Source organism: Bradyrhizobium genomosp. III (assembly GCF_000261705.1).
Lineage (GTDB): Bacteria > Pseudomonadota > Alphaproteobacteria > Rhizobiales > Xanthobacteraceae > Bradyrhizobium > Bradyrhizobium ottawaense.
Genome location: NZ_AJQF01000047.1, coordinates 1 through 12,853 on the forward strand (window position 1 = coordinate 1; position 12,853 = coordinate 12,853).

Below are 12,853 nucleotides of genomic sequence, written 5' to 3' on the forward strand. Positions count from 1 at the left end.
TCTCGCGCGAAATGGCTGGCGTAGAGATCCCACAGCGGCTGCACCGTGACATCGAACAGACCGCCCGTCAGCGTGGAATAGTGCTGCGAGGTCGCCAGCAGATCGACCATTTCGGCGGCGGGATCGATCAGGACACCGGTCCGGTTCAGCGCGACCAGGGTCGAATCGTTCAGGTAAAGGCTGAACAGCCGCTCGAGCCGCCGCGCCTCGGCACAGGCCAGCGAGATCAGCCGTTCCGCCCGGCTGCGGTCTTCGTCATGGATCTCCATCGTGGCAACCGCGCCCAGCATCGTGCCACGCCACGTCACCGGCGCGACCTCCGCACGAGCAGGATGTCCCGTGGACAGCGCGCCGAGGCCCGCTGCCGCCGCGCTGATCCGGATGAAGCGTCGGCGCGTCAGTGCTCGCGTCATGGCGTCCTCCTCGATCGTTCGGCCGGCGGGGCTTCGGCCGCTTCGCCGGCCGCAGCGGCGCCGGTGACATTCACCGACGTCAAGACATAGTCCCGGGGCACGTCGTCGAAGCCGACAATCCTGCCGCCGTTCTCTCCGATGAACTTCTCCGCCGCCGCGCGGTCCGAGAACGGAACGGCCTCGTCTCCGCCCATGCCACTTTTGACCCGGCTCTCGATCACGTACAGCGCCTTGCGCGCCTCAATCCAGTTGTCGGCGCCGGGCTTGTCCCAGTCCGGCGCCTTGCCCATGTCGGACACGTAGATCGCCTGAATGTCCTTGGGCTCGTCCGGCAGCATGGTGAAGGCGATTGTGTCCCGCACCGACGAGAACCACACGGGCTCCATCAGGCTCGCGGCGAAGATATGGCCCTTCGGTCCCGGGTGCTCGAGCACGTTCATGCCGCAGTAATGGCCGATGTCTTCCGCGGTCATCCGATGCGGCGGCGGAATCTTCGCGGCCTGCTTCTCGTTGCAGCCCGCGAGTGCGAGCGGCACGAGCAAGGCGAAGAGGATCGTTCGGCGCCTCATAGCTCCCTCCGCGAGAAAGCGAGCGCGGCCAGCCCCAGCGGCAGCAGCGTCCAGCAGAGCAGGGCGGTCAGAAGAACCGGTATCGTCAGGGACGTGGTTTGGGCAAGGCCAGCCATGCCGGCGAAGGTGCTGACATTGGCGAATCCGGTCAGGTTGATGAGCCGGTAGGCGTCGGTCGGATTCGACAGCAGCAGGGCGTTGAGCACACTCGCCGAGATGCTGCGTCCCTGATCGAGCGCAAGCACGCCCAGCAGCGCCATGTCGTAGATCAGCACCAGCAGCAGCCACAATCCGATGCAGATGCCGGCCGCCGTTCCACGGTCGCGCACGAGCGCGCTGACCAGATATCCGATGGCGACGAAAGCGGCGCCAAGCAGCACCGAGGAGCCCACCATCGCCGCGAACGCGAGAAAGCTATCGCTATCGATCTGGCTGCCCGTCGCCGCCAGCGCTCCGACCGCCGCGCCGTAGCCGAGGCAGGTCGCAAACGCGAGAACGGCGAGGTGGCCCAAGAACTTGCCGAGCAGCACCTGCCATCGTGCGACCGGATAGCTCAGCAGCAACAGCATCGTCCCCCGTTCCATCTCGCCGACGATGGCGTCATGGGAGATCAGAAGCGCGATGAGCGGAACGAGAAAGATCGTCAGGCTCGACAGGCTGACGACGACCACGTCCAGGGTGCGAACGCCGACGTTCCCGGTCGGTGCGCTACCGAGAAAGGTCAGTGACAGCGCAAGCCCGGCGAGCAGGAGCGTTGCGGCAAGCACCCAGCGATTGCGGATGGCCTGGTGGACTTCCTTGGCGGCGATGATCAGGACATTCATGGCGCCTGCTCCGATTGCCGGAGGAAATGAGCATAGAGCTCGTCGAGGGTGGGCGGGACCACGTCGACGTCCTCGACGGAATTGCCGGCGGCCGTCGCACGATGCAGAAGCTCGATCTTCCGCTCCGGCGCAGCGTCGATCTCGACGATGTGGCCGTTCAAACGACGGCAGGCCACGTCCTTGGGCGCCCAGGGCGGCATCTCGCTCGGGGCAAGGCCGGCCACCTTGAGGCGGATCCTGGTGGGCAGGCGGGCGAGGCGACGCAGCTCGTCGATCGATCCGTCCGCGACCTTGATGCCGCGGTTCATGATGATGACCCGGCCGGCGCGCTCCTCGAGCTCGGTCAGCGCATGCGACGACAGCAGCACGGTCGCGCCCGCAGCGGAGAGCCGGGCGATGATGTCGTAGAAGGTCTGGCGCAGCTCCGGATCGAGACCGGTGGTCGGCTCGTCCAGCAGCAGCACGCGCGGCTCGCCAAGCAGCGCCTGCGCGAGCCCCAGCCGCTGTCGCATGCCCTTGGAGTAGGTGCCGACCCGGCGGCGGCTGGCGGCTCCGAGACCCACGGCGTCGAGCAGCTCCAGCGACTTTGCGACCGGCTCTCGTTTCAGCCTGGCATAGAAGGCCTGCGTCTCGCGGCCGGTGAGGGCGGGGTCGAAGGAGACGTTTTCCGGCAGGTAGCCGAGCTGTCGTCGGCCGGCGAATTCGCCTGCGGCGGGATTGTCTCCGAGAACCTCAATGGCGCCGCTGGTCGGCCGGATCAACCCGAGCATGAGCTTCATGAGCGTGGTCTTGCCGGCGCCGTTGTGCCCGATCAAGGCGACCAGCTCGCCCTGGCCAAGCGTGAACGACGCACCGCGCACGGCCTCGACCCGGCCATACGCCTTGGTGACATCGCTGACGCGTACCGTGCTGGTCATCGTGTTTCCTTCGCCGAGGTCCGCGGCGGCGACACCAGCGGATGGCTGTCGACCACGCCGCCCGGCAGCAGCGCTGGAAACTGTGCCTGCGCCCAGCGGATCACCTGGACGGCAGGGCTGTTGATCAGAACCTTCGCAGCCGGCGCCGTCCACAGCACGCGATCGATGAGGTCGTTCGGCCGGTACGCCGTGTCGGCGATACCGTCGCCGTTGAGGTCGAATGCCGGATTATCGCTCCAGTAATTGCCGCGCCCCCCGGTCGACCAGTCGAGGTGCCGGGTGCCGACATATTTCACCTGGTTGGCGTTGCCGACGAAGGCGTTGCCCGTGATTTCGTTGCCTTCGGAGCCGGCCGTGAAGTGCACGCCGATGGCACAGCGTTCGAACCAGTTGTTGCGGAATTTGTTGTGATTGGTGTTGTAGATGAACACGCATTTCTCCGGGCCGCTCTTGAGAGTGGTCTCCCGTGCCTGCTGCGGAAGCATGCCTCTCTCGTCGGCGGGACCTTCCTCCGCACTCTGTGTCATCGAGCCGAGCGGGCCGCCCGTGACCCGGTTGTCCTCGATCTGGGCATAGTTCGCGTAGTTGAAGAGCATCCCATGGTCGCGGTCGTGATCGGAGGAGTTGCCGCGGATCACCAGACGGTTCGAATACATGATGGCGTAGCCGACGTGGTTGCCGATCGAGACGTTGCCGCTGACTTCGCTGTCGTTGGTGTACATGTAATGGACGGCGAAGCGGACCTGCTCGAAGCGGTTGTCGATGAAGCGGTCCTTTCGGCTCGAAATCGTGAAGATGCCGTCGCGGCCGTAGCGGAACGTGTTGCCGGCGATGGTGACGTCGGGCGCATTCCACAGCGAGACACCGTTGCCAGCCTCGCTGAGACGCCCGCCACGCAGTCCCTCGATCTCGTTGCGGACGACGCGCGAACCCTGGGCGCCATGCACATAGACACCGAACAGGTTTCCCACCAGCCGGTTGTCCTCGATCTTGGCGCGCTCTGCCGTCTTCTGCAGGAATATCCCGGAATTCATCTCCTGCAGGTCGCGGCCGGATGCCCGGATGGTCACACCGCGGATCGTGACGTCGGGAGCGGTGACGGTGATGACGTTGCCGGAGCCGTCGCCGTCGAGCACCGCGCCACGGCTCCCAACCAGCTCCAGGGGACGGTCGATCCGGATCGAACCGTGATATTCCCCGGGGGAAAGTTCGACGACGTCGCCGGCGCGCGCGCCATCCAGCAGCGCCTGAAGCGGCTGCCCCGGCGCAGCCGTCAACGTCTCCGCATCGGCGAAGCCGGACAATCCGGCGGCGACCAGCGCCGCCGGAAACATGCGTAAGAGAAGACCCACGAGGTCGCTCCAATCAGACCGACGTCAAACCGACTTGGGTTCGACGAACATCCGGCCCTTCATCTCCATATGCATGGCGTGGCAGAACCAGGAGCAGTAGTACCAGTAGACTCCCGGCTTGTCGGCCGTGAAAGTCACCGACGAGGTGGCCATCGGGCCGATCTCCATGTTGATGCCGTAGTTGACGATGCAGAAGCCGTGCGTCAGGTCCTCGACCGCGTCGATATTGGTGATGAAGACGGTGACCTCATCGCCTTGCTTGACCTGGAACTGATCGAGGCCATAGGCGGGCGCGGTGGACGTCATGTAGACGCGCACCTTGTTGCCGTCGCGAATGATCTTCGAATCCGCCTCCAGATTGATGCCGTCCGCCTTGGCCTGCTTGACCGCATCGGCGAACATCGGATCCGCGCGATCGTAGATCGAGATCGGGTTGATCTTCGAGCGGTGGACGATGGTCGCGTCATGCGGCTCGGCGAAGCTCGGGCCGTCGTGCACCAGCTTCATCTGATCGCCCGAAATGTCGATCAGCTGATCATTCTCGGGCTTGAGCGGTCCGACGTTCAGGAAGCGATCCTTCGAGAACTTGTTCAGCGAGATCAGCCACTTTCCATCGGCCTCCTTGGTCTGGCCCATCGAGGAATGGTTGTGACCCGGCTGGTAGTGCACGTCGAGCTTCTGGATGATGGGATTGACCTTCTCACCCTTGAAAGCCCGCTTGGCGAGGTCGATGCTCCACTTGCAGACCTGGCTGTCGAGGAACAGCGTCCTGTAGGCGTTACCCTTGCCGTCATAGGCAGTATGCAACGGTCCGAGTCCCAGCTCGGGCTCCGCGACGACGACGTCGCGCGGCTTGATCTTGTCGTCGAACAGATCGTCGAATTTGCGCACGTCCATCACGGTCACGGTCGGCGAGAGCTTTCCGGCCGCCACGATGTGGATTCCGTCGGGCGCCGTGTTCATGCCGTGCGGATTATTCGAGACCGGAATGTAGCGGGTGTAAGCCGAGCCCTTGCGGCCGTCGATGACGGGCACGCCGTTCATTTCCTTGAAGTCGCCCTTCTTTACGGCCTCTTCGATCCGCTTGATGTTGAAGATGACGACCCAGTCCTGCTCGCTGGCGGTCATTTCGGCGAGCGTGACGCCTTCCTCGCCGTTGTAACAGGTCGCGAAGCAGTACTTGCCCTGGTAGTCGGCGTCGACATTGTCGAGATTTCCGCTGACGATCACCTGCCAGGCCACCTTCATCGTTTCGCCGTCGATCGCGCTGAAGATGGAGTGATACTGCTTGGGATCGTCGAGGACCTTGCCGTCATTGGGCAACGGCACGCCATCCTCGCCGTTGGCGAACACATAGCCCGTGCGCGGATATTTCTGCAGACGCAGGCCGTGGACCGTGTGCTGGTTCGGCAGTTCGACGATCTTGTCGCATTTCATGATGTCGAGCCGCACCCGCGCGACGCGGCTGTTGGCCTTGTCGTTCATGTAGGCATAGCGACCGTCATAGGTGCCGTCCGTGAACGAAATATGGGGGTGGTGGAGGTCGCCGTTCATGAACGTGCCGCCGCGGTTCTTGAGGAATTCGCGGGTGGCGGGCTGCATGCCTTCGGTTAGAACCTTGAGGCTTTCATTGGTCTGGCCCCAGCCGGTCGCACTGCAGCGGTTGAACACCGGAACACGCATCAATTCGCGCATCGAAGGAAGGCCGATGATGCGCATCTCGCCGGACTGGCCGCTCGAGAAGAACACGTAGTATTCGTCGAGCTCTCCCGGCGCGACCTCGGTCTTCTGCACCGCCGGCCTTGCCGCCGGCGCTTTCGGAGCTGCGTTCTTGGTCTGCGCGTCGGCAGACGAGACGAAGCCGCCGTCCTTCAGCGCCACTCCGCCCGCAAGGCCTACGCCCGCCGCAGCCGCCGTCGTTCCGAGCACTGCTCGCCGGCTAACGCCCTTTGCCTGTTCGTTCTCGCTCATGATTGCCTCCTCGGCTTTCGGTTCAGTTTGGTGGTGGAGTTGCGACGGGTGACGCCACGACAGGCTTGCCGCCGGCGGTGATGACGGTCGCGGGACCCTTGCCGCCTGAGCGCATCGCGGGCGAGGACATCGCCGCGAATTTCTCGCGCTTGAGCCGCACCTGGATCATGTGCGGGCAGCGGTGATCGTCGTAATAGAGTTCCTGACAATGCATGCAGTAGATGCACTCATTGACGTTGATGTGACCCTCGGGATGGATCGACTGCACCGGGCATTCCTTGGCGCAGCGTTGGCAGGGTGACCCGCATTCTTCCCAGCGGCGGAGCCATTCGAAGGTTCGGATGCGGCCGGGGATCGCGAGCGCGGCGCCGAGCGGGCAGAGGTAGCGGCAGAAGAAGCGTTCGATGAAGAGTCCGATGACGAGCAGGGCGACTGCGTAGGCCACGAACGGCCAGCTTCGCGAAAACTTCAGGATGATCGCGGTCTTGAACGGTTCGACCTCGGCGAACCGCTCGGCCATGTCGACCGAATAGAGCGACAAGCCGAACAGACCGAGGAAGATGATGTACTTGATCGGCCATAGCCGTTCGTGCAGCCCCCACGGCACCGTTATCTGCGGCACCTTCAGCCATTTCGCGGCCGTGTTGGTGAGCTCCTGCAGTGCGCCGAAGGGGCACAGCCAGCCGCAGAACGGGCCGCGCCCCCAGAACAGAAGCCCGCCGGCCGTTGCAGCCCACAGAATGAAGATCAGCGGAGCGGCGAGGAAGAACTCCCAGCGGAAGCCCGTCACCAGCGCATTGGTAAAGGTGACGACGTTGACGACGGAGAGCTGCGCGTTTGCGTACCAGCCGAGCCAGACCAGAACGAGGGCGAGATACCCCCGCCGCACCCAGGTGTAGAACACCGGGCGGCGCACGAGCAGATTCTGGAAGAAGAAGATACCGGTGAGGGTGGCCAGCATGAACGCGGTGATGCCGATCGAGACGGTGCTCGACCGCCAGATCCGCATCCACAACGGCTCGTCTGCATCCGGGGGCGGGGCGGCCGCAGCGGTGGCCTGCTGCGAGGCCGGAGGCGCCGCGCTCTCCGGTACCGTCACCGCACGCTGCTCACGGCGTATATAACCGTCGGGCAGGGTGTAGCCGAGATCGAAAGTCAGGAACGCCTTGTCGCGGCCGCCGAGGCTGCGTTGCACCAGCAGTTGAAGCTGCCACGGCTGCGTCGGATCCAGGGTGAACTCAGGCGGGGTGACGAACAGGCCGATTTCCCTGAACTCGGGCGCGCCGACCGCGTCCAATGCGCCAAGACGGGTGTGGTTGCGGTCGCGGAAGCGGGTGCTGTTGCCGTCCTGCAGGATTTCGATGCGGTCGAAGATGCCGCCGCGGACATAGGCCGACCCCTTGAAGGAGTAGGGGCCGTTGCCGGCGACGACGATGGCCTGCTGCCCCGGCTTCAGGCTGTCCTTCAGCCGCTGATAGCCGTCCTCGCCGAGCAGGCTGCGGCCGATCGTGGGCGCGGTCACGAGCGCCACGTAGAGCTCGATGAAGGTATCGCTCGCTTCACCCGGTTCGGGATACTGGCCCGCCGCGGCGCTGCCGGACTTCGCAAAGGCGTCGTTGATGTCGCCGATGCCGAGATGAAGCCGGCGTACCGAGCCATCGCCGACGAGGCTCTCCCAGTCGCGCACGTCACTGCGCGCGAGATCGAGCGTCTTGACGACGGGGGGAAGGGCTGCCGAAGCCGCCGCGCCGTCGCCGCCACCGACGCGACCGCTGCGAATGAGCTTGGATGCCGCACGGACGACACTGTCGCCCATTACCAGTACGGTAACGGTCGCGCCGCTCACGATGTCGACCTGCGGCGGCTTCTCGGCACCACTTGCGACCGGCTTCATGTCCTTGCCGATCAGGGCGTTCATGGCGGCGACGATGCGGGCCTCGGGAATGCCGACCAGCACGATCGGCTCCTTGTGATCGACGAGCTTGATTCCGGTGATGACGCCTTTCGGATCGATCCCGGCCAGCAAGTGAATCGGCTTGCCCGAGTACCCGACGGAGTTCGCGAAATCGGAGTTGAGGAAGATGAATCCCTGGAGCTGGTCGCCGCGGTACACTGGTACGATGGGCGGATCGCCTTGCGGCGGGCCGAAACGGTCCGCATTCGGGAAAAATTCCGCAGGCGTAATCTTCGGCAGGTATGTTGGTAAGTCACCGGCGGCGCACGCGGGCGAAATATAAGTCAGACACATCAGCAGCAAGCCTGCGAGCGCTAGCGCTGCACGCCTTGCGAAGGCGGTATCGTCATCCGGTCGCATCAACATATCGATACAAATGCGATTTGCGCGACGGACAGAGGCGCGCGTGCCTTGATATCTTCTTCGATGATTTGTCGCCGCTGACATGCAACACTCATCGCGCGCGACTGACTCTGTCAACCCCGCTCTTGAGATTTGTGCGTGCGCGGAACCGGTTCAGAAATCTGCATGTGGAGTCCTTGGTATGCCATTCCTACGCACATCATTGCTCAGTGCTGAGCCCGCAGGTGTATTGGAGTCTCTCGACGAGCTCTTTGCGCTAGCGCATGCAATGGAGCAGGAAGCCGCCAACAGGTACGAATCTCTCGCGCAAGACATGCGCGGGCAGGGCAAGGCTGATCTCGCCGAGGTATTCACTAAGCTCGCGGCCGCCGAGCGCGAGCACGTGGACAGCGTCACGCAGTGGTCGCAATCGCGCCGCGGCAAGAGCCCGGATCCCGCTTTGGTGCGTTGGGAAGCGCCGGAAGCGCTTGCCCCGGAAGCTGCCGCCGAAGTCAAGACATCGCGGCTGATGACACCGTACCGCGCGCTCGCCATGGCGGTCCGCAACGAAGAGCGAGCCTTCGCATTCTGGTCCTATCTCGCCGCCTATTCCAAGGACCCTGACATCAAGAGAGCATCCGAGGCGATGGCCAGGGAAGAGCTCGGCCATGTCGCGACGCTGCGGAAGGAGAGGCGCCGCGCCTATCATCTCGAACACGAACGGAGCAGCGCCGACGCATCGACACCTCGGCCGCCACAAATCGATGCGCGGCGGCTCGAGCTTCGCCTGATTGCTCAACTTGGCGATATCGAACGGCGCCTGAGCGGGCCGGCCGCGGTCCGGACACGGGACATGCGCCAACAGACGATCGCGATGGCCGACGCCGCCGCGGGCCTCGGCAGCTTTCCGGCCTCCATGGAACGAAAGGATCCACTGGAGATCGCCGAAGCCCTGGTCGACGGCTACCTCGACGGCGCCGAGCGGTCGAGCGACGCAGCCCACCTCGAAAGCCTGCAGCACCTGGCCGAGCGCGCGATCTCGAGACTGGCCTGGCTGCGATCGCTTGCGGCGGAGTGACGCGCTTACGGCAACAATCAGAGCTGCCGCACTTCAGAGCCGCATGGCCGCTCGGCCGGGGCAGTGGCCGCAGGTCCTTCGGCTGCGGAACAGACACCAAGTGTAGCGATAGGCGCTCAGCTCAGGCGAGATCTGACTGGCAGGCCGCGTACGGCCATAGCCCAATCCGTAATTCGCATAAGGTATATTATGGAATATTCTTATATGCAATTAGATCAATTATTTAGGCGGAATTCCTGTCATCGCACCTTCGCCCTCACGCGATTTTCGGTCCGGGCCTCGACGCTGCCCCGGTTCTCGACGGCTCCTGTGCATGGGGTCGTTTTTCAGATTTTGAATCCGGCCCATCTCTGCGAAAGCCGATATTGCCGGGACCTTGTCCGGCTGCAATAAGCGAGGCCTCGCGAGATCGCAGATGACCTTCAGGCCTTCCGTCCGTATAGGTTTGCGTCTCAGAACAACAACAAACTTCCGAGGAAGCAGACCCATGAGTTTTTCCCGACGCACGCTTCTCAAGGCCTCCGCCGCGACCGCGGTCCTGGGCGGCATCGGTGCGCCCCATGTGGCCCGCGCCCAGAGCGCCGAGTTCACCTACAAATACGCCAATAACCTGCCGGACACCCATCCGCTGAACGTACGCGCCAAGGAGATGGCGGCGGCGATCAAGACCGAGACCAACGGCAAGTTCGACCTCCAGATCTTCCCGAACAACCAGCTCGGGTCGGACACCGACATGCTGAGCCAGATCCGCTCCGGCGGCGTCGAGTTCTTCACGCTATCGGGCCTGATCCTGTCGACCCTGGTGCCGGCGGCCTCCATCAACGGCATCGGCTTCGCGTTCCCGGACTACGACACGGTCTGGAAGGCTATGGACGGCGACCTCGGCGCCCATGTCCGCGGCGAGATCAAGAAGGCCGGCCTCGAGGTCATGGACAAGATCTGGGACAACGGCTTCCGCCAGACCACCTCGTCGAGCAAGCCGATCACCGGCCCTGATGACCTCAAGAGCTTCAAGATCCGCGTGCCGGTGTCGCCGCTGTGGACCTCGATGTTCAAGGCGTTCGACGCGGCGCCCGCCTCGATCAATTTCAGTGAGGTCTATTCGGCGCTCCAGACCAAGATCGTCGAAGGCCAGGAGAACCCGCTGGCGATCATCTCGACTGCCAAGCTCTACGAGGTGCAGAAGTACTGCTCGCTGACCAACCACATGTGGGACGGCTTCTGGTTCCTGGCCAACCGCCGCGCCTGGGAGAAACTGCCGCAGGACGTGCGCACCGTCGTCGCCAAGAACATCAACGCCGCCGCGGTCAACGAACGGGCCGATACCGCCAAGCTCAATGCCAATCTGCAGCAGGAGCTCGCGGCCAAGGGCCTGACCTTCAATCAGCCCACGGTGGCGCCGTTCCGCGACAAGCTGCGGACCGCCGGCTTCTATGCCGAGTGGAAGGGCAAGTATGGCGATCAGGCCTGGGACCTCCTGGAAAAGGCCGTCGGCAAGCTGTCGTAACGCGTTGGGGCCATCATGGCTCATGTCGAGGTCGAGGTGACCGCAGTGGTGGGCGAGGCGGCGTTTCAGTCCCCTCGCCGACCTTCCGTGCTGGCTTCGGTCGAGCGCATGCTCGGTCTCGTCGTCGAAATCCCGGCGGCGATCCTGGTCGTCGCCGAGATCGTGATCCTGTTTGCAGGCGTAGTCGCGCGCTACGGCCTGCACCGGCCGCTGATCTGGTCTGACGAGCTCGCCTCGATCCTGTTCCTGTGGCTCGCCATGCTGGGCGCAGCGGTGGCGTTCCGCCGCTCCGAGCACATGCGTATGACCGCGATCGTCGCCAGCGCCAAGCCTGCCATGCGGGCCTATCTGGATCTGGTCGCGACCTCGGCGGCGCTGGCGTTCCTGGTCTTGATCGTCTGGCCAGCCTGCGACTACGCCTACGAAGAGAGCTACATCACGACGCCGGCGCTGCAGATCTCCAATATGTGGCGCGCCGCCGCGCTGCCGGCCGGCATCGGGCTGATGGCGGCCTTTGCCTTGTTGCGACTGCTGCGCGCGACCGATTACCGGATGGTCGCAGCTGCCGTCGTCAGCGTTGCCGTCATTACCGGCCTGTTCTGGCTGGCGGAGCCGTTGCTGCGGCCGCTCGGCAATCTCAACCTCATCATCTTCTTCGTCGGCGTCGCCGGCTTCTGCGTCTTTGCCGGCGTTCCCATTGCGTTCGGCTTCGGCCTTGCGATCTTCGGCTATCTCGCGCTGACCACGCGCACGCCAGTCATGGTGCTGGTCGGGCGGATGGACGAGGGCATGAGCCACCTCATCCTGCTCTCGGTGCCGCTATTCGTGTTCCTGGGGCTCCTGATCGAGATGACCGGCATGGCGCGGGCCATGGTGGCGTTCCTGGCGAGCCTGCTCGGCCATGTCCGCGGCGGCCTGCATTACGTGCTGGTCGGCGCCATGTACCTGGTCTCGGGCATATCAGGCGCCAAGGCCGCGGACATGGCGGCCGTTGCGCCCGTGCTGTTTCCGGAGATGAAACAACGCGGCGCCAAGCCCGGCGATCTCGTCGCGCTTCTGGCGGCGACCGGAGCGCAAACCGAAACCATTCCACCGAGCCTCGTGCTGATCACGATCGGCTCGGTGACGGGCGTCTCGATCGCCGCCCTGTTCACCGGCGGCCTGCTGCCCGGCGTCGTGCTCGCGATCACGCTCTGCATGCTGGTGTGGTGGCGCTACCGCCACGAGGACATGAGCCATGTCCGACGCGCCAGCGGTGGCGAGATCGGCAAGACGTTCTTCGTCGCCCTGCCCGCGCTGGCGCTGCCCTTCGTGATCCGCTACGCCGTGGTCGAGGGCATCGCGACCGCGACCGAAGTCTCCACCATCGGCATCGTCTATGGCGCCCTGGTCGGCCTCCTCGTCTACCGCCGGTTCGACTGGTCGCGGCTGTTTCCGATGCTGGTCGAGACTGCGGCGCTGTCGGGCGCCATCCTGCTGATCATCGGCACGGCGACAGGTATGGCCTGGGGCCTGACCCAATCAGGCTTCTCGCGCTCGCTGGCGGCGGCCATGACCGGATTGCCCGGGGGAGCGGCGACCTTCATCGCCGTGTCGATCCTGGCCTTCACCATCCTCGGCAGCGTGCTGGAGGGCATCCCGGCGATCGTGCTGTTCGGTCCGCTGCTGTTTCCGATCGCCCGGGCCGTCGGCGTGCACGAGGTGCACTACGCCATGGTGATCATTCTCGCCATGGGCATCGGACTATTCGCCCCGCCCTTCGGTGTCGGCTATTATGCCGCCTGCGCCATCGGACGCGTCGATCCGGCCGAAGGCATCCGCCCGATCTGGGGCTATCTGCTGGCGCTGCTGGTGGGATTGATCATCGTCGCGATCTTCCCGTGGATCTCGATCGGATTCCTTTGAGGCGTTTGACGGAGGGTGTCG

Annotated in this window: 10 protein-coding genes; 3 read left to right on the forward strand and 7 right to left on the reverse strand. The window is 64.4% G+C overall.

All coding sequences use genetic code 11. The features are described 5' to 3' along the window. From IC66_RS0104405 to IC66_RS0104435, 7 genes are all read right to left on the reverse strand, one after another. Positions 1-413 (reverse strand): FAD:protein FMN transferase (locus IC66_RS0104405; RefSeq protein ID WP_038946776.1); only part of this gene is annotated, 413 nt, incomplete at its 3' end. Next, the gene (locus IC66_RS0104410; RefSeq protein WP_028144651.1) at positions 410-982 is read right to left on the reverse strand and encodes a nitrous oxide reductase accessory protein NosL; all 573 of its coding nucleotides are present in this window, start codon (positions 980-982) and stop codon (positions 410-412) included. The genes IC66_RS0104410 and IC66_RS0104405, both read right to left, overlap by 4 nt. Further along, a complete protein-coding gene (locus IC66_RS0104415; protein WP_028144650.1) occupies positions 979-1,806 on the reverse strand; it encodes an ABC transporter permease in 828 nt (275 codons plus the stop codon). Before IC66_RS0104415 ends, IC66_RS0104410 begins: the two co-directional genes overlap by 4 nt. Continuing rightward, positions 1,803-2,723 (reverse strand): ABC transporter ATP-binding protein, encoded by a 921-nt coding sequence (locus IC66_RS0104420; RefSeq protein ID WP_028144649.1) that lies wholly within the window; start codon positions 2,721-2,723, stop codon positions 1,803-1,805. The genes IC66_RS0104415 and IC66_RS0104420 overlap by 4 nt, the downstream gene beginning before the upstream one ends. Further along, positions 2,720-4,075, reverse strand: coding sequence for a nitrous oxide reductase family maturation protein NosD (locus IC66_RS0104425; protein WP_028144648.1), 1,356 nt, complete (start codon positions 4,073-4,075; stop codon positions 2,720-2,722). The genes IC66_RS0104420 and IC66_RS0104425 overlap by 4 nt, the downstream gene beginning before the upstream one ends. A 24-nt stretch (positions 4,076-4,099) precedes the next feature. Further along, entirely contained in the window at positions 4,100-6,046 is a 1,947-nt protein-coding gene (nosZ, locus tag IC66_RS0104430; protein WP_038946778.1) for a TAT-dependent nitrous-oxide reductase, read from the reverse strand. 22 nt (positions 6,047-6,068) lie between these two features. Then, positions 6,069-8,294, reverse strand: coding sequence for a NosR/NirI family protein (locus IC66_RS0104435; RefSeq protein WP_244429080.1), 2,226 nt, complete (start codon positions 8,292-8,294; stop codon positions 6,069-6,071). A 250-nt stretch (positions 8,295-8,544) separates the two neighbouring features. On the opposite strand from IC66_RS0104435, the gene IC66_RS0104440 reads away from it, so the two are divergent. From IC66_RS0104440 to IC66_RS0104450, 3 genes are all read left to right on the forward strand, one after another. Continuing rightward, complete coding sequence (locus IC66_RS0104440) at positions 8,545-9,420, forward strand: ferritin-like domain-containing protein (protein ID WP_028144645.1); 876 nt, start codon at positions 8,545-8,547, stop codon at positions 9,418-9,420. A gap of 487 nt (positions 9,421-9,907) precedes the next feature. After that, on the forward strand, positions 9,908-10,927 hold the full coding sequence (locus tag IC66_RS0104445) for a TRAP transporter substrate-binding protein (protein WP_038946781.1): 1,020 nt from the start codon (positions 9,908-9,910) through the stop codon (positions 10,925-10,927). A gap of 15 nt (positions 10,928-10,942) precedes the next feature. Continuing rightward, positions 10,943-12,832 (forward strand): TRAP transporter large permease, encoded by a 1,890-nt coding sequence (locus IC66_RS0104450; RefSeq protein WP_038946782.1) that lies wholly within the window; start codon positions 10,943-10,945, stop codon positions 12,830-12,832. Positions 12,833-12,853 lie beyond the last annotated feature (21 nt).